At 64.0% G+C, this 26,712-nt stretch carries 18 protein-coding genes and 3 pseudogenes; 13 read left to right on the top strand and 8 right to left on the bottom strand.

The features are described 5' to 3' along the window. Nucleotides 1-164 precede the first annotated feature (164 nt). The 4 genes from ACMGT0_RS15790 to ACMGT0_RS15775 are packed head-to-tail and all read left to right on the top strand — an operon-like array spanning nt 165 to nt 4,775. Nucleotides 165-1,349: a sensor histidine kinase gene (locus ACMGT0_RS15790; protein ID WP_054057356.1), complete on the top strand. Its 1,185-nt coding sequence runs from the start codon at nt 165-167 to the stop codon at nt 1,347-1,349. Beyond that, nucleotides 1,346-1,999 carry a response regulator gene (locus tag ACMGT0_RS15785; RefSeq protein ID WP_054062227.1) on the top strand — a complete coding sequence of 218 codons (654 nt, stop codon included), beginning with the start codon at nt 1,346-1,348 and terminating at the stop codon, nt 1,997-1,999. The genes ACMGT0_RS15790 and ACMGT0_RS15785 overlap by 4 nt, the downstream gene beginning before the upstream one ends. Further along, entirely contained in the window at nt 1,996-4,323 is a 2,328-nt protein-coding gene (locus tag ACMGT0_RS15780) for an ATP-binding protein (RefSeq protein ID WP_416773378.1), read from the top strand. The genes ACMGT0_RS15785 and ACMGT0_RS15780 overlap by 4 nt, the downstream gene beginning before the upstream one ends. Next, nucleotides 4,320-4,775, top strand: coding sequence for a response regulator (locus ACMGT0_RS15775; RefSeq protein WP_054060049.1), 456 nt, complete (start codon nt 4,320-4,322; stop codon nt 4,773-4,775). The genes ACMGT0_RS15780 and ACMGT0_RS15775 overlap by 4 nt, the downstream gene beginning before the upstream one ends. A 93-nt stretch (nt 4,776-4,868) precedes the next feature. Here ACMGT0_RS15775 and ACMGT0_RS15770 read toward each other — a convergent pair. The 3 genes and pseudogenes from ACMGT0_RS15770 to ACMGT0_RS15760 all read right to left on the bottom strand — a co-directional run. Next, nucleotides 4,869-5,342 (bottom strand): annotated as a pseudogene (locus ACMGT0_RS15770) (methyl-accepting chemotaxis protein); the annotation flags it as partial. 117 nt (nt 5,343-5,459) lie between these two features. Then, nucleotides 5,460-6,176 (bottom strand): annotated as a pseudogene (locus ACMGT0_RS15765) (PAS domain-containing protein); the annotation flags it as partial. A gap of 319 nt (nt 6,177-6,495) precedes the next feature. Continuing rightward, nucleotides 6,496-8,625 (bottom strand): TonB-dependent siderophore receptor, encoded by a 2,130-nt coding sequence (locus tag ACMGT0_RS15760; RefSeq protein ID WP_416773375.1) that lies wholly within the window; start codon nt 8,623-8,625, stop codon nt 6,496-6,498. 393 nt (nt 8,626-9,018) lie between these two features. Between ACMGT0_RS15760 and mexE the strand changes: the two genes are divergently transcribed. The 9 genes from mexE to ACMGT0_RS15715 all read left to right on the top strand — a co-directional run bounded on the left by mexE (nt 9,019) and on the right by ACMGT0_RS15715 (nt 22,360). Next, on the top strand, nt 9,019-10,275 hold the full coding sequence (gene mexE, locus ACMGT0_RS15755) for a multidrug efflux RND transporter periplasmic adaptor subunit MexE (RefSeq protein ID WP_416773373.1): 1,257 nt from the start codon (nt 9,019-9,021) through the stop codon (nt 10,273-10,275). Between the two features lie 12 nt (nt 10,276-10,287). Continuing rightward, nucleotides 10,288-13,467, top strand: a complete 3,180-nt coding sequence (locus ACMGT0_RS15750) for an efflux RND transporter permease subunit (RefSeq protein WP_054062231.1) — start codon at nt 10,288-10,290, stop codon at nt 13,465-13,467. Continuing rightward, entirely contained in the window at nt 13,464-14,888 is a 1,425-nt protein-coding gene (locus ACMGT0_RS15745; protein ID WP_054062232.1) for an efflux transporter outer membrane subunit, read from the top strand. Before ACMGT0_RS15750 ends, ACMGT0_RS15745 begins: the two co-directional genes overlap by 4 nt. Before the next feature lie 231 nt (nt 14,889-15,119). Beyond that, on the top strand, nt 15,120-16,409 hold the full coding sequence (locus ACMGT0_RS15740; RefSeq protein ID WP_416773370.1) for an HAF family protein: 1,290 nt from the start codon (nt 15,120-15,122) through the stop codon (nt 16,407-16,409). Nucleotides 16,410-16,475: 66 nt separating this feature from the next. Continuing rightward, nucleotides 16,476-16,859, top strand: coding sequence for a hypothetical protein (locus ACMGT0_RS15735; protein WP_416773368.1), 384 nt, complete (start codon nt 16,476-16,478; stop codon nt 16,857-16,859). Between the two features lie 201 nt (nt 16,860-17,060). Further along, the gene (locus ACMGT0_RS15730; RefSeq protein ID WP_054058148.1) at nt 17,061-17,960 is read left to right on the top strand and encodes a bestrophin family protein; all 900 of its coding nucleotides are present in this window, start codon (nt 17,061-17,063) and stop codon (nt 17,958-17,960) included. 78 nt (nt 17,961-18,038) lie between these two features. Further along, nucleotides 18,039-19,091, top strand: coding sequence for a tetratricopeptide repeat protein (locus tag ACMGT0_RS15725; RefSeq protein ID WP_054058149.1), 1,053 nt, complete (start codon nt 18,039-18,041; stop codon nt 19,089-19,091). Nucleotides 19,092-19,187: 96 nt separating this feature from the next. Further along, nucleotides 19,188-20,690 (top strand): ATPase domain-containing protein, encoded by a 1,503-nt coding sequence (locus ACMGT0_RS15720; protein WP_054058150.1) that lies wholly within the window; start codon nt 19,188-19,190, stop codon nt 20,688-20,690. After that, nucleotides 20,687-22,360 carry a response regulator gene (locus ACMGT0_RS15715; RefSeq protein ID WP_054058151.1) on the top strand — a complete coding sequence of 558 codons (1,674 nt, stop codon included), beginning with the start codon at nt 20,687-20,689 and terminating at the stop codon, nt 22,358-22,360. The genes ACMGT0_RS15720 and ACMGT0_RS15715 overlap by 4 nt, the downstream gene beginning before the upstream one ends. Before the next feature lies 1 nt (nt 22,361). On the opposite strand, the gene ACMGT0_RS15710 is transcribed toward ACMGT0_RS15715, so the two are convergent. The 5 genes and pseudogenes from ACMGT0_RS15710 to ACMGT0_RS15690 form a co-directional block, all read right to left on the bottom strand. Further along, nucleotides 22,362-22,739 carry a response regulator gene (locus ACMGT0_RS15710; protein WP_054058152.1) on the bottom strand — a complete coding sequence of 126 codons (378 nt, stop codon included), beginning with the start codon at nt 22,737-22,739 and terminating at the stop codon, nt 22,362-22,364. A gap of 64 nt (nt 22,740-22,803) precedes the next feature. After that, nucleotides 22,804-23,997, bottom strand: coding sequence for a hybrid sensor histidine kinase/response regulator (locus ACMGT0_RS15705; protein WP_054058153.1), 1,194 nt, complete (start codon nt 23,995-23,997; stop codon nt 22,804-22,806). Next, a complete protein-coding gene (locus tag ACMGT0_RS15700; RefSeq protein WP_054058154.1) occupies nt 23,991-24,596 on the bottom strand; it encodes a chemotaxis protein CheB in 606 nt (201 codons plus the stop codon). The genes ACMGT0_RS15705 and ACMGT0_RS15700 overlap by 7 nt, the downstream gene beginning before the upstream one ends. Then, nucleotides 24,593-25,408, bottom strand: a complete 816-nt coding sequence (locus tag ACMGT0_RS15695) for a CheR family methyltransferase (protein ID WP_054058155.1) — start codon at nt 25,406-25,408, stop codon at nt 24,593-24,595. Before ACMGT0_RS15695 ends, ACMGT0_RS15700 begins: the two co-directional genes overlap by 4 nt. Next, nucleotides 25,408-26,667: pseudogene (locus ACMGT0_RS15690) on the bottom strand (response regulator); the annotation flags it as partial. The gene ACMGT0_RS15695 and the pseudogene ACMGT0_RS15690, both read right to left, overlap by 1 nt. Nucleotides 26,668-26,712 lie beyond the last annotated feature (45 nt).

The following is a 26,712-nucleotide window of genomic DNA, read 5'->3' as shown; positions in this document are numbered from 1 at the left end:
AGTGATGTCCGATGGCTGCACTTTGCCCGGCGCCGCCCCGGCCGCCATCGGCCAACCGGAGCCTTTTGCCTATGCCATTCGGCAGATAGCCCACGGCCCGGTTACACGGTTTAATAGCGCCCTCGCCTGTACGGGCACGCCTCTCGAAGCGTCGGAGCCCGACCATGCAAAACCTGCCTCATGATCCGGGCAGCGCCCTCGCCATCCGCACCCAGTACCGGCAGTCACAAAGTCGCGCGGCGCGCCTGCGCCTGCTGGTCGACACCGGCCAGGAACTGACCCGGCTGTCCCCGGCGGCCATGCGCGAACGCGTGCTTGTCCGCGCCTGCGCGTTTCTCGCCATGGATCACGGGGTTCTGCTGGAGCACGCGGCCGATGGCCGGGTCCACAGCAGCGCGAGCCTGGGCAGCCAGGAGCGCCTGAACAGCCTGGAGCAGCAGATCGATACCTCGCTGCGCAGCCCCTGCTGGCAGGAACAGCCCGGCGCCCTGCTGTCCCGGGTGCTGCGGGTGCCGTTGCGCGGAGGCGACGACCGGGCCTTCGGCCTCCTGGTGCTGGCCAACAGCACCGGTATTGCCGCGCCCGATAACGAAGACCTCGAATCCCTGCAACTGCTCGCCACCCTGCTGGCCGCCCACCTGGAAAACGACCGCCTGCTGAGCACGCTGATCGTGCGCGATCGCACCCTGTCGGATCTGGTCAGCCGACTGTTCCGCGCCCAGGAAGACGAACGCAGGCGCGTGGCCTACGACCTGCATGACGGCCTGGCCCAGACCCTCGCCGGGCTGCATCAACGTCTGCAGGGTTTCGCCGGCCGGTGCCCGACACTGCCGCAGGCGCTGGATGCCGACCTGCAGGCGATCCTGAACCTGGCCCAGCATTGCGTGGTCGAGGGGCGCCAGTTGATCGCCGGACTGCGCCCCAGCGTACTCGACGATTTCGGCCTGCTCACTGCTCTGGACAAGGAAGCCGACCGCCTGCGTGACGCCGGCATCCAGGTGCAGTGGACAGCTCGCGACCCGGCGCGCCTGTCGAGCCCGGTGGAGATCGCCCTGTTCCGGATCGCCCAGGAAGGCATCAACAACATTCTCAAACATGCCCGGGCCAGCCAGGTGCAACTGGCCCTGGAAGTGCGCGACGGCCAGGCTCTGTTGCGGGTGGCCGACAATGGCGAAGGTTTTACCCCGGCCCTGGCGCTCGCGGCCCACGACGCCCGCCACCTGGGGCTGGCGACGATGCAGGAACGCGCCAGCCTGCTCGGCGGCACATTCACCTGCATCAGCAGCGCACAGCGCGGCACGCAACTGTCGATCAGCGTGCCCTGCACCCTGGAGGAAACCGCACAATGACAGCCGCCCTGCGCCTGGTCCTGGCCGACGACCATGAGGTCACCCGTACCGGCTTCGTCGCCCTGCTCGCCGGCCATCCGCAATTCGACGTGATCGGCCAGGCCTGCGACGGCCAGCAGGCCGTGGAGCTGTGCGAACGGCTACAGCCCGACATCGCCATCCTCGACATCCGCATGCCGGTGCTCAACGGCCTGGGCGCGGCGCGGATCCTGCAACAGAAAATGCCGGCGCTGAAAGTGGTGATCTTCACCATGGACGACAGCCCGGATCACCTGGAGGCGGCCATGCAGGCCGGCGCCGTGGGCTACCTGCTCAAGGACGCACGCCGTGACGAGGTGATCGATGCCCTGCAACGGGTCGCGCGCGGCGAGGAGGCGCTGAACAATGCGGTCAGCGCCCGTCTGCTGCGGCGCATGACCGAACGCCACGGCCAGGGTGCGGCGGCCAGCGAAAACCTCACCGCCCGCGAGCGGCAGGTGCTCGGGCTGGTGGCCGGCGGCCTGAGCAACCGTGAAATCGGCGAAAGGCTGGGCATTACCACCGGGACCGCCAAGGCCCATGTCGAACGGGTCATCGGCAAGCTCGGCGCAGCGGACCGCACCCAGGCCGCGGTTCGCGGCATCGCCCTGGGCCTGGTGGCGCAACCGTGAGGCTGCTTTCCGCCCGGCGCTGGATCGACCTGCCGCTGCGGGGCAAGGCGCTGGTGGCGATCTCCCTGCCGCTGGTGATCCTGCTGATGTCGCTGGTGCTGATCTACATCACCGAACGCCAGACTGCCCACGCCGAAGAGGACGTACGCCGGGTGCTGCGCGTCCAGGGCGATATCCAGACCGTGCATACCCTGCTCGCCGAGGCGGCCGCCAGCGTGCGCGGCTACCTGTTGACCGGGCGCGAGGACTTCCTGCCGGGCTACCTGAAAGCCCGCCCGCTGATCGACGGCGCCCTGCAACGGCTGAACCGGAACGTGCGTGATGAACGGGTGCGCCGGCACCTGGAAGCCATCGAACCGCTGATCGACAGCAAGGTGGCGGGCCTTGAGGAAATGCTCGCCGGACACCGCGCCAACCCGGCGGCGATCACGCCGATCCTGATCAGCAACAAGCACATTCTCGACGAGCTGCGCGAACATATCGGCACCATCCTCACCCTGGAGGACACCCTGCTGGCCGAGCGTACCGCCGCCGCGGTCGCGACCCGTCAGCGACTGCTGCTGTCGACGCTGCTGGCGGCCTTCTGCGGCCTGTTCGGCGCCATCGTCGCGGTGCTGTTCCTGTCCAGGGGCATCGTCGCCCGGGTGCAGCAGGTCAAGGGCAATGCGCAGCGCCTGGCACTCGGCCAGCCACTGCAGCCGCAACCGCCGGAAAACGATGAAATCGGCCAGCTCGGCACCCGCCTGGTGGAAGCCGGGCTGCTGCTGGCCGAGCGCGAGCGGGCCCTGCGCGACAACGAGGAACGGCTGAGGCTGATCATCGACGGCGTGAAGGACTATGGCATCTTCGCCCTCGACACCCGCGGTTTCGTCACCAGCTGGAACGCCGGCGCCGAGCGGATCAAGGGCTACACCGAGCAGGAAATCATCGGCCAGCACTTTTCGCTGTTCTACCTGCCCCAGGAATGCCCGGAACATCCCGAGCATGCGCTGTGCGAGGCGACCCGCGATGGTCACTACATGGAAGAGGCCTGGCGTATCCGCAAGAATGGCAGCCGCTTCTGGGCCAGCGTGGTGATCACCGCCCAGTACGACAGCCGCGGCGCCTTGCGCGGCTTCTCCAAGATCACCCGCGACATCACCGACCGCCGCACGGCCGAAATCGCGCTGCGCACCGCCCGCGAGGAAGCCGAGCGCGCCAGCCGCGCCAAGAGCGAGTTTCTCTCGCGCATGAGCCATGAACTGCGTACCCCGCTCAACTCGATCCTCGGTTTTGCGCAATTGCTGGAGATGGATGCGCAGCCGGGGCAGGAAGCCAACGTCGGGCACATTCTGCGCGGAGGCAAGCACCTGCTGGGGCTGATCAACGAGGTGCTGGACATCGCCCGGATCGAAGCCGGGCACCTGCAGTTGAACCTCGAGCCCGTACCCCTGGCACCGGCCCTGCAGGAGGCCCTGACACTGGTCTCGCCAATGGCCGCCAGTGCCGGCATCCGCCTGTTGCCATTGCCCGCGCTACCGGCGGACAGCGGCATCATCGCCGACCGGCAGCGCCTGACCCAGGTGCTGCTCAACCTGCTGTCCAACGCCATCAAGTACAACCGGCCCCGGGGCCAGGTCAGTATCGAGGTCAGGATCGATCAGCCACGGGTCGCGGTATCGGTCAGCGACACCGGCAAGGGCATTGCCGCCGAGCGCCTGGGGCAACTGTTCAAACCGTTCGAGCGCCTGGATATCGACCCGAACATCGAAGGCAGCGGCCTGGGCCTGGCGCTGAGCAGGAACCTGCTGGAAATGATGCAAGGCCGCCTGACGGTGCACAGCCAGCCCGGCCTGGGCTCCCGATTCACCCTTGAACTGCCGTTCGTGCGCCTGCAGGAGAACCCGCAGCCCGGTACCGCCGCCCTCGAGCGACCGGTCGAGCCGCCGGCGCCCTGCGCACCGACCTGGCGCGGCCAGGTGCTTTACATCGAGGACCATCTTTCGAGCCTGGCGCTGATCGAAACCCTGTTGCAGCGACGCCCGGGTATCAGGCTGCTGTCGAGCATGCAGGGACAACTGGGGCTTGACCTCGCCGCGCAGCATGCGCCACAGCTGATCCTGCTGGACGCGACGTTGCCGGACATGGAGGGGCTGGCCATCCTGCGCCTGTTGCGCAAATCGCCTATCACTCGCTCGACCCCGGTGCTGATGATGACCGCAGACGCCAGCGAGACCACCCGCCAGGCGCTGTGCGAGGCCGGTGCCACGGCGGTGCTGGGCAAGCCGATCCACATCCCCACATTCCTCGCCCACCTTGACCAGTACCTTGCGGAGCCCGCGTGAACAACGACCTGCGTATCCTGATCATCGACGATCAACGCCCCAACCTCGACCTGATGGAGCAACTGCTGGTGCGCGAGGGGCTGAGCAACGTCCTGAGCAGCACCCAGCCGTTACGAACCCTGGACCTGTTCAACAGCTTCGAGCCGGACCTGGTGATTCTCGACCTGCACATGCCGGAGTTCGACGGCTTCGCGATCCTCGAACAATTGAATCGGCGCATTCCGGCGGGCGAGTACCTGCCGATTCTCGTACTGACCGCCGACGCGACCCGCGACACCCGCCTGCGCGCCCTGGCGCTGGGCGCGAAGGACTTCATCAGCAAGCCCCTGGATGCCCTGGAAACCATGTTGCGGGTGTGGAACCTGCTGGAAACGCGTGCGCTGTACAAGACCCTGCGCACGCTGGTGCCCGCCGAACGGATCGAGCTGCTGCGTCAGGCGGGGACGCTCTAGACAGACCGCCAGACGTGGTCCGTACCGAGGCTCAGTGACCGCTTCCAGAGGCCTTGCCGGTCGATGGGCCGGCAGGCGCTCACGAACCGGTCCCTATCCCACCCAGCCAACCGCCGTCTTCGGAATGATGTCGGACTCCTCCAGCTTGGACGCGAACATGCTCACCGCCTCCACCGCATCGCTGGTGCCGCTGCGGATCTGCAGAATCACCGAGCCGGCCTGGTCGGCCAGGGTGACGCCACGTTGTGCCCCCTCCTGGGTGACATGCATGCTCGCCACCGCATCACGGGTTTCGGCGAGGATCTTGCCGATCACCTCGGCGATCTCGGTGGTCGAACGGCTGGTGCGTCCGGCCAGTTGTCGCACCTCGTCCGCCACGACGGCAAAGCCCCGCCCCTGATCACCGGCCCGCGCCGCTTCGATGGCGGCGTTGAGGGCCAGCAGGTTGGTCTGTTCGGCGATGCCGCGGATGGTATTGACGATGGCCGTGATCTCCTCGGAACGGCCGCCCAGTTGCCCGACCAGGCGCGACGAATTGCCGATGTTGTCGGCAATCAGGCGCATCTCCTTGGCCGTCTGCTGGATGACCTGCTCACCCTGTTCCGCGACGCGCTCGGTCTCGGCGGAAATATGGTAGGCCCGCGCCGCGCCGAGGGAGTCCGCCTCGAATTTCTCGACACGCTCGGTGATGTCGCTGGCGAACTTGACGATCTTGCTCAATTTGCCAGCGGCATCGAAGACCGGGTTGTAGGTGGCTTCGAGCCAGACGGTCTTGCCGTGCTTGCCGATGCGCTTGAACTGGCCACTGAAGAACTCGCCGGCGTTGAGCCGACGCCAGAAATCGCTGTACTCGCTGCTGTTGACCAGGCTGGACTCGCAAAACAGCCGGTGATGCTTGCCCTTGAGGTCGCTCAGGGCATAGCCCATGGTGCTGAGGAAATTGTCATTGGCCCAGAGGATATTGCCACTCAGGTCGAACTCGATCACCGCCATCGCCCGGTCGAGTGCCGCCAGCTTGGCGCCGGTGTCGGCCTCCCTGACCACCTGGCTGGTGACATCGAGGGCGTATTTGACCACCTTGCAGACCTGGCCCTGCTCATCCAGCACCGGGTTGTAGCTGGCCTCCAGCCAGACATTCTGGCCCTGGGCGTTGACGCGCTTGAACGTGCCGGAAACGAAATTCCCGGCGTGCAGCTGGGCCCAGAACTCGCTGTACTCGCGGCTGTGGACCAGCTCGGGGTCACAGAAGTCCTTGTGGGACTTACCAGGCAGTTGGTCTGCACGGTAGCCCATGGTTTTCGAAAAATTCTCGTTGGCGCGGATGAGCTTGCCATCCAGGCTGAACTCCACCACCGCCATGGAGCGGTCGAGCGCGGCAACCAGTCCCTTGTAGTTCTCCATCTCGGCCGTCCTGGCCGCCAGTTCATCTTTGAGTTTTCTATTGAACATGACACACCTCGGCAAAGGACGCACACCCTTAACCGATTATCGGCCGATAAGGGTATGGCTGAAGGCCCATCGAAAGAATTAAGGGTATGCCTGATTCTAGATGCGGAGATGGATGAGTGGAGGGCTGGGGTGAGGCGGTTGGCGTATTCGCGGGCAAGCCCGGTTCTGCAAGGGCGCGGCATACACGAAACTTGTGTACGACACCTTCCTGTAGGAGCCGGGCTTGCCCGCGAAGCTTTACCCTTGAGCCCGCGGGCCAACGCCGTTGGGTCTAGAGCGTGTAGGAAACGCCAACCTGAATGGTGCGCGGTGCACCCGGATAGGCATAGACGTTACCGAACGCGCCCTCTTCATAGTCACGGTCGAACAGGTTCTTCACATCCAGGTTCAGCCGCACCTTCTCGTTGACCTTGTAAAAGCCGAGCAGGTCGACGACCGTGTAGCTGCCCATGGAGAAGCCGGTCGCGGCAGTCTGGCCGGCACGCTCGGCGACGTATTTGCCCCCGACACCCAGGCCCAGCCCCTTGAGCGCACCCTCCTGGAACTCATAAACGTTGAGCAGGCTGAAGCTGCTGCGCGGGATGTTCATCAAGCGGGTTCCCTTGGGAATCGTGGTGTCCTTGGTCACTTCCGCATCGACATAGGCATAGCCGCCGATCACCCGCCATTGCGGCGTCAGGTTGCCGGTCACGTTCAGGTCGAAACCGCGGCTGCGGACCTCACCTGCTGCGACCTTGAAGGTGATGGGGTCAACCGGATCGGCGGTCAGCACGTTGCGCTTGTCGATCTGATAGATCGCCGCATCGACGCTCAACTGACGATCGAGTGCTTCCCACTTGATCCCCACTTCATAGGATTTCCCCTTCTCCGGGTCGAAACCCCCGCCCTGGCGGCTGGCGCCACTGTTGGGCTTGAAGGAACGCGCAGTGTCGGCATACACCGCCAGCGTGTCGGTCAGGTCATAGATCACCCCAAGACGCGAGGTCACGCCGTTTTCGCTCTTGGTCCAGCTCGGCACGCCCGTCACAAAAGACTCATAGTCATCTTCGAAACGCTCGAAGCGAGCCCCCGCCAGCACCTTCAGGCGCGAGGTCAAGGCCACCTGGTCCTGCACGAAGGCCGCGTAGGTCTTGAGGTTTTCCTTGTCATGGGTCGGCGTGCGGGTCAGCGCCGGCCGCGCCTGACCGTACACCGGGTTGAAGAGGTCGACCGTATAGGAACCCACGGCACCGCTGGAGCGCCGGATGATCGACTTGTAGTCGTAGTCCTCGTACTCGACGCCGGTCAGCAAGGTGTGCTCCAGGCCCCAGGTGGCGAAATGCCCGGTCAGGTTCAACTGGGCGTCCTTGTCCGTCCACTCCAGCTTGCGGTAGTTGAAGTTGCGGCCCAAGGTACGCCCATCGGTGCCGATGCCGTTGGCCTCGACCGCATTGCCCTGCAAGGTCCCGTCCAGCCACTGGAAACCGCCGCCCAACGTCCAGTTCTCGTTGAGCAGATGCTCGAAGCGCACCTGCGCCATGTTGTTGTCGTTGTGCAGCTTGCCCGCGTCCTTCTCACCGAAGAAAGTATCGCGCGAAGCCGTGCCAACCTGCTTGGCATAGTGCGTCACACCGCGATCCAGCGGGTGGTTGTTGCGCATGAAATCACCCTCGAAGGTGATTTTGGTATCGTCGGTGGCCTGCCAGGCGATCACCGGCGTCACGCCATAGCGTTCGGTCTCGACGTGATCACGAAAGGTGTCTCCGCCCTCGCCGATCACGTTCAACCGATAGGCCAGGCGCCCTTCCTCATCCAGCGGGCCCGAGGCGTCCAGGGTCCCGCGCTTCATGCCCTGATCATCCAGTTGGCTGCCCAGCGTGACGGTGCGCTCGGCCAGCGGCTGCTTGGACACCACGTTGAAGGTACCGCCGGGATCACCGCGGCCGTAGAGCGTGGTGGCCGGCCCGCGCAGCACTTCCAGGCGTTCGATGGTGTTGGCATCGGGCATGTTCGGGTAGCCGCGGTTGATCGGGAAACCATTGCGGTAGAACTCCCCCGTGGTGAAGCCGCGAACCGTAAAGGTGGTCAGCCCCTGCCCGCCGAAGTTGTTGGCCCGTCCCACGCCGCCGGCATAGTCGAGCGCGTCCTGCAGGCGGGTCGCGCCGATATCCTCCACGGCATCCTTGGGCACCACGCTGATCGACTGTGGCGTCTCGTGAATCGCGGTATCGGTGCGCGTCGCACTGGCTGAGCGTGTAGCACGATAGCCCTTGACCGGCCCCTGTGCGGTTTCATAGTCCGCAGTACCGACGACATCGGTGGCTTGCAATTCCAGGGTGGTCTTTTCCGCGGCGTTCTGCTCTGCCCAAACGGACGAGGCAAACGCCTGAAGCACGCAAATCGAAATCAGGGTGCGACGCATTAACAATGAATCCTAGTAAAAGAGCCAAATGAGAGGGTATAGGCGCCAAAAAAAGCCGGCGCATGGTATGCCATCTCATTAGCTTTTGATACTGATTCTCATTAAATATTTTTGCAGCCCTGTCGAGTCTACGGCCAGTAAAGAACTGAGCCAGATCAATCACTTGCCGAAAAGTTACACCAAGCGGCCTTGCAGGAGCGGTCTTTGCATCCCCGGCAACGGTGAATTGCAGTTGGAATCATTGATAGGCTGCTAACGAAGGGCGCATGCTAGAGGGCTGGCTGCGCGCTCATATCATTCCGAATGATAGTTACCTTCGCTTCATTCGATTCGTGTGCGATCAGCGGCCAACGCATGATCCGCCCATCCTCAATAGATTGGCGGACTCCCCCCATGGAACAGTCACTTAAACTTTTGCGCTTCCCTCTCGCGGCCCTGGCAGTCGTGGTGATGAGCGCTTGCGGTAAGGCACCGGTGGCAGCAGGCGGCGCGATGCCGGCGGCCAAGGTCAGCGTGGCCAAGGTCATCGAACAACCCGTCAACGAATGGGACGAATTCACCGGGCGCCTCGAGGCTCCGGAAACCGTGGAGATCCGTCCGCGCGTCTCCGGCCAGATCGACCAGGTGGCCTTCACCGAGGGTGCGCTGGTGAAGAAGGGCGACCTGCTCTTCCAGATCGACCCCCGCCCCTACCAGGCCGAAGTCCATCGCCTTGAAGCCCAACTGCAGCAGGCCCGCGCCACGGCCAACCGTACCGCCAACGAAGCCGAACGCGGCAAGCGCCTGCTGACCAGCAACGCGATTTCCACCGAGCTGGCCGACACCCGTACCAGCACCGCCCAGGAAGCCAAGGCCGCGGTCGACGCGACCCAGGCACAACTGGACCTGGCGCGTCTGAACCTGAGCTTCACCCGCGTCACCGCGCCGATCACCGGCCGTGTCAGCCGTGCCGAAATCACCGCCGGCAACATCGTCACCGCCGATGTCACGCCGCTGACCAGCGTGGTCTCCACCGACAAGGTCTACGCCTACTTCGACGCCGACGAGCGGGTCTACCTCAAGTACACCCAGTTGGCCCGCCAGGGCAAGCGCGGCCAGACCACGCCGGTCTACCTCGGCCTGTCCAACGAAACCGGCAACCCGCACCTGGGCCAGATGAACTTCGTCGACAACCAGGTCAACCCACGCACCGGCACCATTCGCGGTCGCGCAGTGTTCGACAACAGCGACGGCAGCTTCACCCCAGGCCTTTATGCCCGCCTGAAGCTGGTTGGCAGCGGCACCTACGACGCCGTGCTGATCAACGACGAAGCGGTCGGCACCGACCTAGGCAAGAAGTTCGTGCTGGTGATGGATGCCGACAAGAAGACCGCCTACCGCACCGTCGAGCTGGGTCCGAAGATCGAAGGCCTGCGCATCGTCCGCAGCGGCCTGAACAAGGATGACACCGTCATCGTCAAGGGCCTGCAGCGCGTGCGTCCGGGTTCACCGGTGGATCCTGAAGTGATCCCGATGGCCAGCAAGGAAACCCTCGCCGCCCTGGCGCAACAACGACAAGCCCTGGAAGCCAGCAACCTGCCCCAGGTCGCCCCGGCCAAGGCCGCCCCGACCCAGGCAAACAAGCTGGCCGCAGCGACTCCACGCGGTTAAGGGATACACACGATGAATTTTTCCCAGTTCTTCATATCAAGACCGATCTTCGCGGCCGTACTGTCGCTGTTGATCCTGATCGCCGGTGCGATCTCGCTGTTCCAGTTGCCGATCAGCGAATACCCGGAAGTGGTGCCGCCGACCGTGGTGGTGCGGGCCAACTTCCCCGGCGCCAACCCAAAGGTGATCGGCGAAACCGTGGCCGCCCCGCTGGAGCAGGCGATCACCGGCGTCGAGAACATGCTCTACATGTCCTCGCAGTCGACCGCCGACGGCAAACTGACCCTGACCATCACCTTCGCCCTGGGCACCGACCTGGACAACGCGCAGGTGCAGGTGCAGAACCGCGTCACCCGTACCGAGCCCAAGCTGCCGGCCGAGGTGACCCGGATCGGTATCACCGTCGACAAGGCCTCGCCCGACCTGACCATGGTCGTGCACCTGACCTCGCCGGACCAGCGCTACGACATGCTCTACCTGTCCAACTATGCCCTGCTCAACATCAAGGATGAGCTGGCGCGCCTGGGTGGCGTGGGTGACGTGCAACTGTTCGGCATGGGCGACTACTCCCTGCGGGTCTGGCTCGATCCGAACAAGACCGCTTCGCGCAACCTGACCGCCACCGACGTGGTCAACGCCATCCGCGAACAGAACCGCCAGGTCGCGGCCGGTCAGTTGGGCGCCCCGCCCGCCCCGAACGCCACCAGCTTCCAGATGTCGATCAACGCCCAGGGCCGCCTGGTCACCGAGGAGGAGTTCGAGAACATCGTGATCCGTGCCGGCGACGACGGCGAGATCACCCGCCTGAAAGACATCGCCCGGGTCGAACTCGGCTCCAGTCAGTACGCCCTGCGCTCGCTGCTGAACAACCAGCCGGCGGTGGCGATCCCGATCTTCCAGCGTCCCGGCTCCAACGCCATCGAGATTTCCAACGAAGTCCGGGCAAAAATGGAAGAGCTGAAGAAGGACTTCCCCCAGGGCATGGACTACAGCATCGTCTATGACCCGACCATCTTCGTCCGTGGCTCCATCGAGGCGGTGATCCACACCCTGTTCGAAGCCCTGGTGCTGGTGGTTCTGGTGGTGATCCTGTTCCTGCAGACCTGGCGCGCCTCGATCATCCCGCTGGTGGCCGTACCGGTGTCGCTGATCGGTACCTTCGCGGTCATGCATGTGTTCGGCTTCTCGTTCAACGCCCTGTCGCTGTTCGGCCTGGTACTGGCGATCGGTATCGTGGTGGACGACGCCATCGTGGTGGTGGAAAACGTCGAGCGCAACATCGGCCTGGGCCTGAGCCCGGTGGAAGCCACCAAGCGCGCCATGCGCGAGGTGACCGGCCCGATCATCGCCACGGCGCTGGTGCTCTGTGCGGTGTTCGTCCCGGCGGCGTTCATTTCCGGCCTGACCGGCCAGTTCTACAAGCAATTCGCCCTGACCATCGCCATCTCGACCGTGATCTCGGCGTTCAACTCGCTGACCCTGTCGCCGGCCCTGGCCGCGGTGCTGCTCAAGGACCACCATGCGCCCAAGGACCGTTTCTCCAGGTTCCTCGACGCGCTGCTCGGCGGCTGGCTGTTCCGTCCGTTCAACCGCTTCTTCGACCGCGCCAGCCATGGCTACGTCGGCGCGGTGGCCCGTGTCATCCGCGTCAGCGGCGTGGCGCTGGTGCTCTACGCCGGCCTGATCGTGCTGACCTGGCTCGGTTTCTCGACCACCCCGACCGGCTTCGTGCCCGGCCAGGACAAGCAGTACCTGGTGGCCTTCGCCCAACTGCCGGACGCGGCGAGCCTGGACCGTACCGAGGACGTGATCAAGCGCATGTCCGACCTGGCCCTGAAACAGCCTGGCGTGGAAAGCGCGGTGGCCTTCCCCGGCCTGTCGATCAACGGTTTCACCAACAGCCCGAACGCCGGCATCGTGTTCGTCACCCTGAAGCCGTTCGACGAGCGCAAGGACCCCAGTGAGTCGGCCGGCGCCATCGCCGGTGCGCTGAACGGCAAGTACGCCGGGATCCAGGAAGCCTACATGGCGATCTTCCCGCCACCGCCGGTTCAAGGCCTGGGCACCATCGGTGGCTTCCGCCTGCAGATCGAGGACCGGGGCAACCTGGGCTACGACGAGCTGTACAAGGAAACCATGAACATCATTGCCAAGAGCCACAGCGTGCCGGAGCTGGCGAACCTGTTCACCAGCTACACCGTCAACGTGCCGCAGGTCGATGCCGCCATCGATCGCGAGAAGGCCAAGACCCATGGTGTGGCCGTCAGCGACATCTTCGACACCCTGCAGATCTACCTGGGTTCGCTGTATGCCAACGACTTCAACCGCTTCGGTCGTACCTATCAGGTCAACGTCCAGGCCGAACAGCAGTTCCGCCTCGAATCCGACCAGATCGGCCAGTTGAAGGTCCGCAACAACAAGGGCGAGATGATCCCGCTGGCGACCTTCATCAAGGTCAGCGACACCTCGGGGCCGGACCGCGTGATGCACTACAACGGCTTCATCACCGCCGAAATCAACGGTGCCGCGGCCCCGGGCTACAGCTCCGGCCAGGCCCAGGCGGCGATCGAGAAGCTGCTGCAGGAGGAACTGCCCAACGGCATGACCTACGAGTGGACCGACCTGACCTACCAGCAGATCCTCTCGGGCAACACCGCATTGCTGGTGTTCCCGCTCTGCGTCCTGCTGGCGTTCCTGGTACTGGCGGCCCTGTATGAAAGCTGGAGCCTGCCGCTGGCGGTGATCCTGATCGTACCGATGACCCTGCTGTCGGCGATTGCCGGGGTGATCCTGTCCGGTGGCGACAACAATATCTTCACCCAGATCGGCCTGATCGTACTGGTGGGCCTGGCGTGCAAGAACGCGATCCTGATCGTCGAGTTCGCCAAGGACAAGCAGGAAGAAGGTCTCGACCCGCTGAGCGCGGTACTGGAAGCCTGCCGCCTGCGTCTGCGGCCGATCCTGATGACCTCGGTGGCGTTCATCATGGGTGTGGTACCCCTGGTGTTCTCCAGCGGTGCCGGTGCCGAAATGCGTCATGCCATGGGTGTGGCGGTGTTCTCCGGGATGCTCGGCGTGACCTTCTTCGGTCTGCTGCTGACCCCAGTGTTCTATGTATTGATCCGCCGCTTTGTCGAGCATGGTGAAGCTCGCAAGGCTGCCCGGGCCCTCAAGCTGGAGGCGCAACAATGAGCAGTATGAAGGCCTTTCTCCCGAGCCTGCTGGTACTGGCGCTGAGCGCCTGTGCCGTCGGCCCGGACTACAAGACCCCCGACACCCCGGCGGCGAAGATCAGCGCCGCCAGCGATGACAGCGCCGATCGCAGGAACTTCGACCGTGCGCGCTTCGAGGGTGTCTGGTGGCAACAGTTCGACGATCCGACCCTCAACCAGCTGGTCACCCAGTCCCTGAGCGGCAACCGTGACCTGCGCGTCGCCTTCGCCCGCCTGAAGGCGGCGCGGGCGATCCGCGACGATGTCAGCGACGATGCGATGCCGACCATCACCAGCCGCGCCAGCGCCAACCTCGGCAAGGGCCAGGTGCCTGGCCAGACCGAAAGCCGGGTCAACAGCGAACGCTATGACCTGGGGCTGGACATGGCCTGGGAAGTCGACCTGTTCGGCCGCATCCAGCGCAACCTGGAGGCCGCCGACGCCGACCAGCAGGCGGCCGAAGCCGATCTGTACCAGTTGCAGGTGACGATGATCGCCGAACTGGTGGATGCCTACGGGCAACTGCGCGGCGCGCAACTGCGGGAAAAGATCGCCCTGGCCAACCTGAAGAACCAGCAGGAGTCCCGGGGCATCACCGAAAGCCTGCGCGATGCCGGAGTCGGCGACCAGCTCGACGTGGTCCGCGCCGATGCCCGCCTGGCGGCGGTCGAGGCCAGCGTGCCGCAACTGCAGGCCGAGCAGGCCCGGCAGAAGAACCGCATCGCGACCCTGCTCGGCGAGCGTCCGGACAGCCTGACGGTGGACCTGAGCCCGAAGGAGCTGCCGGCGATTTCCAAGGCCCTGGCCATTGGCAACCCGGGTGACCTGCTGCAGCGTCGGCCGGACATCCTCAGCGCCGAACGCAAGCTGGCCGCCGCCACTGCGCGGATCGGCGTGGCCAAGGCCGACCTGTTCCCACGGGTCAGCCTCAGCGGCTTCCTCGGCTTCACCGCCGGGCGTGGCTCGCAGATCGGCTCGTCGGCAGCCAATGCCTGGGCCCTGGGCCCGAGCATCACCTGGCCGGCGTTCAACCTGGGCAGCGTGCGGGCCCGCCTGCGCGGCGCCAATGCCGAGGCCGAAGGTGCATTGGCGACTTACGAACAGCAGGTGCTGCTGGCCCTGGAGGAATCGCAGAACGCCTTCACCGACTACGGCAAGCGCCAGCAGCGGCTGATCTCGCTGATTCGCCAGAGCGAATCGAGCCGTGCCGCCGCCGACCTGGCCGCGATCCGCTATCGCGAAGGCAGCGTGGACTTCCTGGTGCTGCTCGATGCCCAGCGCGAACGCCTGGCCGCGGAAGACAGCCAGGCCCAGGCCGAGGTTGACCTGTATCGCGGCATCGTCGCGATCTACAAGGCACTGGGAGGCGGTTTCACGCCGCAGACCGTCGCCAGCAACTGATTCAAGCTCTCCCGGTTGGATGCCCCTCCGACCGCTTCGGCCCCGCAGCCCTTGGGTTGCGGGGCTTTTTTTCATGCATGAACAACACCGGGCGATAGTGTTACAAGATATTTCATCAACTCCGAAATACTCTAACGAACTGTCATTTCTGACAGTTACCGGGGAAGCAGGCGCTGGGTACGTTAAGGACGCGCATAGATCGTGCGCTCACTCATCGCAAGGAGAAGCGTCATGAAAATTCCCCCTCGTCTTGTCACCTCACTTGGCCTGGCTATCGCCGTCGCCAACCTGGCCATGACGGCACAGGCTGCCGGATGGGCCTATAGCATCGGCAACGGCTCGTTCAGCAATACCCTGGTGACCGCTATCAATGATTCCCATGTGGCTGTGGGCAGGGCCGAAGGCACAAACTTCATCACCCGAGCCGTCTATGACACTACCGCTGGCGGGGCCACGGCCCTGCCCTCCCTGTTCGCCTCCGCCAGTGGCGTGCAAGCGAGCTGCACCGCCGACGCGGTCAATAATGCGCCGCTCAGCACTGCCGTGGCCATTGGCACCTGTGAAGACGCCAACGAAGTAGGCCAGGGTGTCAAGTGGAATCTGAACAATCCCAGTGCAGCCCCTGTGCAACTGCAACCGCTGCCCATTCTCGCCGCGCTGCACCTGGTAGCTGACGTAGAGACAGAGCCCGTTGCCGTCAACCAGGCAGGTATCGTGGTGGGCAACAGCATCAGCCCCACGGGGGTGACCTCTCCGGTGTACTGGAGTGCGGCCGGGGCGGCGAACCTCCTGCAACCGCCGCTGCTCGGCTCGGTCGACAACTGCAACGTGGTGGATATCAATGACGCTGCGATCCCCTCGGTCATCGGCAATTGCCCGGCAGGGGTCGGAGGCCAGGGAAAAAACCTGGCCGTGCTCTGGACCACTCTCCCCAGCAGCTTTACCGTGTTACAGCTGCCCAGCGGGGCCAGCTACTGCGAGACCAGTGTAATCAATGCAATCGGACAAATCCTCGGCACCTGCTACTACACCGGCACCGGCAGCGGCACGCCCGGTGTGTATAAAACCGTGCAATGGCCGGCCGGCGGTACCAGCGCGCCAGCGGTGATGACGACCATCAACGGCAGTACCTCATTGCGTAACTCCGGGGTAGCCATGAATGCTTCGGGGCAGATCACCGGCAACCGGGTGAAAGCCGGCGGCTTGACCGGGCCCTTCGTCTGGGACCCCGCAACAGGTACCAACGGCATCCCGATCCCACTCTTGTCGGGCAGTTCGCAAGCCGTCGCCAAGGCGATTTCCAACAATGGCATCGTCGTCGGTTGCGGCGAGGTCAATGGTGAAAGTGAAGCCTTTGCCTACCATATCACCGGCGCTACGCTCATCCCGATCACTTCCCTTGGCGCCGGTGGCAACGACTGTGCCGACGCCATTTCTCCCAATGGCGCCTATACCGCAGGCATCAGCGAAGACGCGAGCGTAAGCCAGCAGGGAGACGGCGTGGTCGCCAACACCCCCTGAGGCGGGCACGTGAAGGGTTCAGGGTTTGCACCTGAGTGTATTGGTTTGATCCAGAGGGATACTGAAATGACTTCTATCGTTCTTTCGTCGTCGGCCTGTTCCGGGGAGACAAAAACGGCGTACTCCTTGCGCTCCCGAAAAGGGCTTGCATCGGCCTTGCTGGTTGCAGCGGGGATTATCTGCCCGCTGATCGCGACACCCAGCCAGGCCGCGCTCGCCTGCCGCACTATTTGCCATAGTAACGTGCCCGCCAGACCCCTGAGTTACGCTTCGGCTTACACTGTCGGATACAACAATGGGTACAACAGTGGCTATAAAGCGGGTTACATAGCGGGCAACACCCATGCTCTTGCCATGCAGTACAATGCAGGCTACGACTATGGCTTCTCAGGCGGTTACAGCGGCGGTTATCCCGCCCACCCGCCGATTTATCGCCCGGCCCGCTATTAAGGCTGGCTGAGTGGGTTGCAGGAAAGGGATGAGTCCGGCAGCGGATCCATCCCTTTTTAATGGCTGATCAGTCAAGACCGCATTCAACGCCACCTTGATAGACCTCGTCGATCAAACCGTCGGATAAAGCGATTGGACAAGCCCGACCCGGACTTCTAGTCTACGCCTGCGTAAACCCCGCGCTTCAAGCAGTTCCTGCCCATGATCGTCCGTCCCAAGCCGAACCTGTTCGCCATCCTGTTTTCCCTCAAGGGTTCGATCGCCCGCCGGATTGCCCTGCGTTGCCTGATGGTGACCCTCCTCGCCGCAGTCATCGTGCTGGTGGAAACCGCGCGCCCGGAGCTTTTTTCCAAGGTCAACGCCACGCCGTTCACCCTGCTCGGCCTGTCGCTGTCGATCTTCATGAGCTTTCGCAACAACGCCTGCTACGACCGCTGGTGGGAAGGCCGCAAACAGTTGGGGCAGATGATCATCGATATCCGCTCGCTGATCCGCGAAAGCCAGGTGCTCGGCGAGGGTCCGCAGCGCACCGTGCTGTTGCGCGAGCTCTGCGGCTTCGCCCATGGCCTGATCGCCCGCCTGCGCCGGGAAGACGAACGCCAGGCCATCAGTCCCTGGCAGCAGGCCATGCCAGACCCCGGCCACCCGAATGTCACCGACCAGTTGCTGCAAGGCATCGGCGCCCGTTGCCAGGCCCTGGCGCACCAGGGGTTGATCAGCGAATGGCGCTATACGGTGTTCGCCGGGCTGCTGCTCAGCCTCAGCCAGGTCCAGGCCAGTTGCGAACGGATCAAGCTGACACCACTGCCCTTCCCCTACAACCTGCTGCTGCACCGGACCATCTACCTGTTCTGCATCCTCCTGCCCTTCGCCATGGCCGAACCGCTGGGCTGGCTGACGCCGGTGTTCACCGCCATCGTCAGCTACACCTTCCTTGGCCTGGACGAGATTGGCGACGACCTGGAGGACCCGTTCGGCTTCGATGAAAACGACCTGCCCTGCAGCGCGATCCTGCGCACCGTGGAACGCGAAATCCTCGCCAGCCTCGGCCACCGCGACCTGCCGCCACCGCTGCAACCGGTGGAATACGTCCTCAACTGAGCCCCGGGGTTTGACTCCGGGACGCTGCTGACCGAAGCTGGCAACCTCACGAAAAGCTCGCCAGCTCACGGACCCTGCATGACGAAGCCCCGCCGCTATCTGCTGATCAGCCTGTCGCTACTGCTCGCCCTCGGCTTCATCTGGCACAAGCTGCCCGGCAAGCTGGCCGCGCCCCAGGCGCCGCACGTCAACTACGGCCAGGCGCTCAAGCAGGCGCACAACGGCCTGCCGGGGGCCGCGCGGGTGCTCTATCAGCAGTTGGCGCGCACCGACCTCTCGGACATCCGTCGCGCCGCGCTGCATGCCGAACTGCCCAACTACCCCAGCCCGCGCGCACTGAAACTGGCCGATGCGGACCTGCAGAGCCCGTCGGCGCTGGTGCGCGAAGCGGCGATCCAGAGCATCGTCGGGCTGGTGCCAGGGGCCCAGCGCAGCCTGCTGCTGGGGCCGGTGCTGGAAGACAGCGAACAGGAAGTCCGTTTCGCCGCGGCCAATGCCATGCTCGGCCTCTCACCGGACGACCAGGGACTGTACTTCGGTCCGCTGCAGCAGGTGGTCGACGAATATGAACGCACCCTCAAGGCCCAGCCGGAAAGCGCCGAGGCGCAGTTCCAGCTGGCCCGGCTGTACCTGCATGAGGGGCAGCTGGACGAAGCCCAGCAGTCCCTGGAACGCGTCTCGCAACTGGAGCCGAACAACCTCAAGGCAGTGGTCGCGCAGGTCGAACTGCTGGATAAACGCAACCAGCCGGACCAGGCCCGCCAGTTGCTGGCCAGGCAGTTGGAGCTGCAACCGCAGTCGGCCTACCTGCAACATGCCCTGGGTGTGTGGCTGTTGCACCACGGGCAGAGCGAATATGCGCTGCTGAGCCTGGCCAAGGCGGTGGAACTGGAGCCGGACAACAGCGAGTACCGCTTCAAGCTCGCCACGACCCTGCATGATCTCGACCAGCTCGAGGCCGCCCAGCGCCAGTTGGAGGAACTGGTCCAGCGCCACCCGGCGAACCGCAAGGCCCGGGTACTGCTGATCGCCTACTGGAAGGAAAGCGGCCAGTTGCAGAACGTGCAGATCCTGCTGGCCCAGCTGGAGCAGCAGAATCCGGATGACCCGGCGTTGCAGCAAGGCCTGTAGCCCTCCCACACAGACACAATAGCGCCGTTGAAGTGGGGAACCGTGGGTGACGCTGAAGGTCCAGTAAGGAACTCCCAGTCAAAAGAGCCCCTGGAATTGACTACATCCACTGCCCCCAGCACACCCAAGGCAGCCACTGGCATCGAAGGCCTGGACGACATTCTTTCCGGCGGCCTGTCCCGCGGCCATGTATTTCTGCTCGAAGGCGAACCCGGTACCGGGAAGACCACCGTCGCATTGCAGTTCCTCCTGGCTGGCGCCGCCGCCGGGGAACGCTCGCTGTATATCACCCTCTCGGAAACCGAGGAGGAACTGCGCCAGGGGGCCAGCTCCCATGGCTGGGACCTCGACGACAACATCGAGATCTTCGAGCTGACGCCGCCGGAGAACCTGCTCGATACCGAACACCAGCAGAGCCTGCTGTATTCCTCGGACCTGGAACTGGGCGAAGCCACCCGGCAGATCTTCGAGGCGGTCGAACGGGTCAAGCCGACCCGCGTGGTGCTCGACAGCCTGTCCGAGATCCGCCTGCTGGCCCAGAGTTCGTTGCGCTACCGCCGGCAGATCCTGGCGATCAAGCATTACTTCGTGCGCTACGACGCCACGGTCCTGCTGCTCGACGACCTGACCAACGAATCTCTCGACAAGACCGTGCACAGCGTCGCCCACGGGGTGATCCGGCTCGAGGAACTGGCGCCCAACTACGGCGCCGAACGGCGCCGGGTCCGGGTGGTCAAGTACCGTGGGCAGAAGTACCGCGGCGGCTACCATGACTTCACCATCAGCAACGACGGCGTCCATGTATTCCCGCGCCTGGTGGCGGCCGAGCATCGCGGCGAGTACCTGCGCCAGCAGCTGAGCAGCGGTATCAAGGAGATGGACGCCCTGCTCGGCGGCGGCATCGAAACCGGCTCCAGCACGCTGATTCTCGGCCCGGCCGGTACCGGCAAGACCCTGATCGCGATGATCTTCGCCGCGGCAGCCGTGGCCCGCGGTGAAAAGGCCGCGCTGTTCATCTTCGACGAGGAACTGGGCCTGCTGTACGAGCGCATGAAGAACATCGGCATCGACCTTGCCGCCCTGCGCGCCACCGGCAACCTGTGGATCGACCAGGTCGACGCCGCCGAACTCTCCCCCGGGGAGTTCTCCCACAAGGTCCGGCGCTGCGTGGACGAGGGCCATATCAAGACCGTGGTGATCGACAGTATCAACGGCTACCAGGCGGCCATGCCGGAAGAAAACGCGCTGATCCTGCACATGCACGAACTGTTGCTGTACCTCAATCGCCGCGGCGCCGCGACGTTCATGACCGTCGCCCAGCACGGGCTGGTCGGTGACATGCAGGCCCCGGTGGAGATCACCTACCTGGCCGACACGGTGATCCTGCTGCGCTACTTCGAGGCCCTCGGCCAGGTGCGCCGGGCGATGTCGATCATCAAGAAACGCACCGGCTCCCATGAGTCGACCATTCGCGAATACCGCATCAGCCCGCGCGGGATGACCATCGGCGAACCGCTGGAGGCCTTCCAGGGCGTGCTGCGCGGCGTTCCGACCTATCTCGGCGAGGACCTGCCGCTGCTGCAGGACGCAGACTTGTGAGTCTGCGCGACGAGGTCTCCGAACGGGCGATCATTCTCGCGCCCTGGGGGCGCGACAGCCAGATTGCGCGGATGGTCCTCGAACAGGCCGGATTCAGCGGGGTGATCGCGCAGAACCTGCCGACACTGTGCGACGAACTGAAGCTCGGTGCCGGCCTGCTGATCATCGCCATCGAGGCCTTGCAGACGACCGACCTCGAACCGCTGCTGCAGCACCTGCAGGAACAACCGGCCTGGTCGGACCTGCCGATCGTCCTGCTGACCCATCATGGCGGCCCGGAACGACCGGCCTCTTCCCGCTTCGGCAGCCAGCTGGGCAACGTCACCTTCCTCGAGCGCCCCTTTCATCCGGCGACCCTGGTCAGCCAGGTGACGTCGGCCATTCGCGGCCGAAGGCGACAGTACGAAGCCCGCGACCGGCTGATCGACCTGAGCCAGAGCGAATTGCGACTCAAGGAAACCCTGGAAACCCTCGAGCAACAGGTCGAGGAACGCACCGCACAACTGCGTCACAACGAGGAAGCCCTGCGCCAGTCGCAGAAAATGGAAGCGGTCGGCCAACTGACCGGCGGCATTGCCCACGACTTCAACAACATGCTGACGGGCATCATCGGCAGCCTGGAACTGCTCAAGCGCCGACTGGCGCGCGGGCGTCTGGAAGACCTGGAAAACCTCATCGACCTCGGCGTGACCTCGGCCAACCGCGCCGCCGGCCTGACCCACCGGCTGCTGGCCTTCTCCCGACGCCAGTCGCTGGACTCCAAGCCGGTGGACATGAACGAGCTGGTCAGATCCATGGGCGAACTGCTCCATCGCAGCCTGGACGAGAGCATCGAACTGCGCATGAACCTGGCCGAAGCGCTGTGGACCGCCGAAGCCGACCCCAATCAACTGGAAAGCGCCCTGCTCAACCTGGTAATCAACGCCCGCGACGCCATGCCGGACGGCGGCCAGTTGCTGGTCAGCACTTCCAACCAGACGCTGGACCTGGCCTTCACCCAGACCCAGGGCCACCTGGAACCCGGCGACTATGTGCTGCTGCAGGTCCGCGACACCGGCTGCGGCATGCCGGAGAGCATCATCAGCCGGGTATTCGACCCGTTCTTCACCACCAAACCGATCGGCCAGGGCACCGGCCTCGGCCTATCGATGATCTACGGTTTCAGCAAGCAGTCCCATGGCCACGTCTGCATCGACAGCCATGTCGGCCAGGGCACCTCGGTCAACCTCTACCTGCCGCGCTACAAGGGCGAGCCGACACTGCAGGACGATTCGCTGCAACTGCTGCCGACCTCACACGCCGCGCAAGGCGAAACCGTGCTGATCGTCGAGGACGACCCGGCCGTGCGGGTGCTGGTGCGCGATGTGTTGAGCGAGCTGGGCTACCACTTCGTCGAGGCGGCGGACGCCAATGCCGCCGTACCGGTGCTGGAGTCCGGCCAGCGCATCGACCTGCTGATCAGCGATGTCGGCCTGCCGGGGATGAACGGCCGGCAACTGGCGGAGATCGGTCGCCAATTGCGCCCCGGGCTCAAGGTGCTGTTCATCACCGGCTATGCCGAGCATGCGGCGGTACGCGGCGGCTTCCTCGATCCGGGCATGCAGATGATCACCAAGCCCTTCAATCTGGACCTGCTGACGGCCAGGGTGCGGGAAATGATCAACGCCTGAGTCAGGCCAGCAGGCGCTGGATCTGCTCCTGCAGGGTATCGAGGTCAAACGGCTTGGCCAGGATCGGCGCCTTGCGGGTGATCGGGCTGTCCGTCTCGAGGATCTCCGCCGGATAACCGCTGATGAAAATCACCTTCAGGTCCGGGCGCAGCTTGATCGCGGGCTCGGCGATGTCGACCCCGGAAATCCCGCCGGGCAGCCGGAAGTCCGTGACCATCAGGTCCAGGTTGGGCTTGGTCGCCAGGATCTCGAATGCCTGCTCGCCGTTTTCGGCCTGCAGCACCCGATAGCCCACACTGGACAGATAGGCCGACAACACCATCAGGATCGACGGGTCGTCCTCGACGATCAGGACGACGTCTTGTGCATCTTCACTCATGGAAAACCTTCATTCTCAAAATTCTGCCCATACGACCACCGGCCCGCCCGGAGGTTGCGTCGGTTTACCGGTTTTCCTGTAACGGCAGGTGAACGCAAAAGGTCGAGCCTTCACCCAACCGGCTGCTGACCGTGATGGTACCGCCATGGGCGGCGACGATCTGCTCGGAAATGAACAGGCCCAACCCCAGCCCGGCGACCGCATGGGCCGCCGAAACCCGCTCGAACTGCTGGAAGATACGTTTCTGGTTCTCTTCGCTGATGCCGATACCGCGGTCACGGACCTCGATGCAGGCCTGATTGTCCCGTGTATAGACGCGGACATCGATCGGGCTTTTCGCACCGTAGCGCACAGCGTTGGTCAGCAGGTTGGAAACCACCTGCTCGATACGGAACTCGTCCCAGTTGCCTTCCACCGGCCCGCTCGTCTCGAAGTTGAGGGTCGATTCGGCAGCCTGGACCTGGGGAGCAAAGCCTTCCAGCAGCTTGCTCACCAACTGCGACAGGTCGAAGCGGCTCGGGCGGATCGACAGCTTGCCGGTACGGATACGCGACACGTCGAGCATGTCCTCGATGAGCCGGATCAGGCTCCGGATCTGCCGCTCGTCACGCTCGACCATGGCCGTCATCTTGTCGAGGCTGAAGGCCGCGGCGTTGTTGCGGGCCAGATGCATCTTGCGCAGCTGGGTTTCGAGGATCAGCCCGTTGAGCGGCGTGCGCACCTCGTGGGAGACGATCGACATGAAATCGTCGCGCATGCGCACCGCGCGTTGCAGTTCCTCCTGGGTCGCCTGCAGCTCGCGCAGCAGTGCCTCCTGCTCGCGCCGGCTCTGTTCCAGGGCCTCGACCTGCTGCTTCATGGCCTTGCTCTGCCGGTACAGGTCGACGAAGACGTTGACCTTGCTCTTCACCGCATGGGTGTCCAGCGGCTTGTAGAGAAAGTCCACCGCGCCGCTTTCATAACCCTTGAAGGCATAGTTGAGCTCACGCCCGCCGGCGCTGACGAAGACGATGGGAATGTTCTTGGTCTTTTCCGTGCCGCGCATCAGTTCGGCCAGTTCGAAACCGTTCATGCCGGGCATCTGCACATCGAGAATGGCCATGGCGAACTCATGCTGCAACAACAGCGACAGGGCCTCGTCGGCGGAGTGGGCCTTGTAGACGACACGATCCTCACGTTTGATCAGCGCTTCCAGCGCCAACAGATTTTCCGGCAGATCGTCGACGATCAGCAGTTTGGCCTGGATAGTACTTAGCATGCGATTCGTTCCAGCTCGGCAAGCAGGCGGCCAATGCCGCGAAGAGGGAGTATGTAGTCGGGAGTATGCAGCGCCAGGGCCGCCTCGGGCATGGTGGCCACCCGCGCCTCGCGCGGGTCCTGCACCACCGTCAGGCCACCCTGGGCCTTGACCTGGGCCAGTCCGCCGGCGCCATCGTGGTTGGCTCCGGTCAGCAGCACCGCCAGCAGTCGTGAGCCATAGGCATCGGCGGCCGATTCGAACAGGTAGTCGATGGAGGGACGCGAATAGTGCACGCGCGCCTCGCAACTGAAGGAAAACGTGCGGTCCTGCTCCACCGACAGGTGATAGCCGGGTGCCGCGAAATACAGGGTGCCGGGGCTGATCAGCTCCTTGTCGGCCGGTTCCCTGACCGGCATCGGCACACGCCGGGCGAATACCTCGGCCAGGTGGCTCTGGCGCTCCTCGGGCAGGTGCAGCACGACGATGATCGGCAGGCCGAAACCTCTCGGCAACTCGCCGAACACCGTCAGCAACGCTTCGACACCGCCAGCCGAAGCCCCCATCGCTATGGCTTCGACACGCTGTCGCTGGGTGAACTCAAGGGCCAGTCTGTTCATAGCTTGCGATAGATCCGCTCTTGCTTGACCAAGGTCTCGAACTGCTTGCCAAAGGAGGAAAATTCCAGGGTTTCCTTGTTGCCCAGCGCGAGGAACCCCCGGTAGCAGAGCGACTCGTGAAACAAGCCAAAGGCTCTATCCTGAAGCTTTTTATTGAAATAAATCAATACGTTACGACATGAAATTAATTGAGTTTCTGAGAATACGCTGTCGGTTGCCAGGCTGTGATCGGCGAAGGTCACGTTCTCACGCAGCGTCTTGTCGAAAATCGCATAGCCATAAGCGGCCGTGTAGTACTCGGAAAACTCCCGCTGCCCACCCGCCAGCTGATAGTTACGGGTATAGGCAGGCATGTTGTCCAGGGAAAAGATCCCCTGCTTGGCCTTTTCCAGCGAACTGGGATTGATATCGGTGGCGTAGATGATGGTGCGTTCCAGCAGGCCTTCCTCGCGCAGCAGGATCGCCATCGAGTAGACCTCTTCCCCCGTGCTGCAGCCGGCCACCCAGATCTTGATCGACGGGTAGGTCCGCAGCAGCGGCACCACCTCCTGGCGAATCGCCAGGAAATGGCTGGGGTCGCGAAACATCTCGCTGACCGGAATGGTCAGGAACTGCAGCAGTTGCATGAACGCCGCCGGGTCGTGCAGGACCCGTTCCTGCAGCGCGGAGATGGTTGCGCAGTCGAACTGGCGCATGGCGTGAACGACCCGGCGCTTGATCGATGCACCGGAGTAATCGCGAAAATCGTAGCTGTACTTGAGGTAGATCGCCTCGATCAACAGGCGTATTTCAATGTCGATATTCTGCTGCACTAGATCCTTTCCATTTTCGGCAACCACACGCGAATCAGCGAGAACAGGCGGTCCAGGTCGATCGGCTTGGCCAGGTAGTCGTTGGCGCCGGCCTGCAGGCAGCGTTCCTGGTCGTCCTTCATCGCCTTGGCCGTCACCGCGATGATCGGCAGCTTGCGCCAGCGCGGGTCCTTGCGGATTTCGACGGTGGCTTCATAACCATCCATTTCCGGCATCATCACGTCCATCAGCACCAGGTCGATGTCCTCGACCTCATTGAGCCGCTCGATCGCTTCGCGGCCGTTACGCCCGATCTCGACCACCGCACCCTTGTGCTCCAGGGCGCTGGTCAGGGCGAAGATGTTGCGCACGTCGTCGTCCACCAGCAGGATCCTGCGACCTTCGAAGACCTTGTCGCGGCTGCGGGCGGTCTTGAGCATGCGCTGACGTTCATGGGACAACTGCGATTCGACTTTGTGCAGAAACAATGTCACTTCGTCGAGCAGGCGCTCCGGCGAGCGGGCGCCCTTGATGATGATCGAGCGCGAATACTTGCGCAGGTCGGCCTCTTCATCGCGGGTCAGGTTGCGTCCGGTGTAGACGATCACTGGCGGGAACGAGCGGATCTCGTCGGTGGACATCCGCTTGAGCAACTCGTTGCCGAGCATGTCCGGCAGCTTGAGGTCGATGATCATGCAGTCGTAGACATTCTCGCGCAGCAGGTCCAGGGCCTCCTGAGCCAGCCCCACCGCGGTGATCTGGATGTCGTCGTCGCCGATCAGCCGGGCGATGCTGTCACGCTGCAGGTCGTCGTCCTCGACCAGCAGGACGCGCTTGACCTTCTGGGTCAGCTTGGCCTCGAGCCGGGAGAAGACCTCCTTGAGTTCCTCGCGAGTGGTCGGCTTGACCGCGTAGCCCATGGCGCCCATGTGCATGGCGGTTTCGACGCGGTCCTCCACGGAAATCACGTGCACCGGGATGTGCCGGGTAGACGCCTGCTCCTTGAGGCGTTGCAGCACGGTCAGGCCGGAGTGATCGGGCAGGCGCATGTCCAGCAGGATCGCATCCGGGATGAACTGCGCCGCCAGCCCGAAGCCCTCGTCGGCACCGTGGGCCACCAGGCACTGGTAGCCCAGTTCGTGGGCCAGGTCGTAGAGGATCTGGGCAAAGCTCGGCTCGTCCTCGATCACCAGGATGCTGCGGGTGGTGAACGGCGCCTTGTCACGATCGTCGGCGAAACGCTCGATCGGCGTTTCGATCGCCGCCGGCGGCTCGACACGGGGGCTGGCCGCCATGATCGACGGCACGTGGGCCGGCACCGGAGC

This window comes from Pseudomonas sp. RHF3.3-3 (assembly GCF_048069595.1).
Taxonomy (GTDB): Bacteria; Pseudomonadota; Gammaproteobacteria; order Pseudomonadales; family Pseudomonadaceae; genus Aquipseudomonas; species Aquipseudomonas fuscovaginae_B.
Note: the sequence above shows the minus strand (reverse complement) of the source record. Positions and strands in the feature narration are given on the sequence as shown.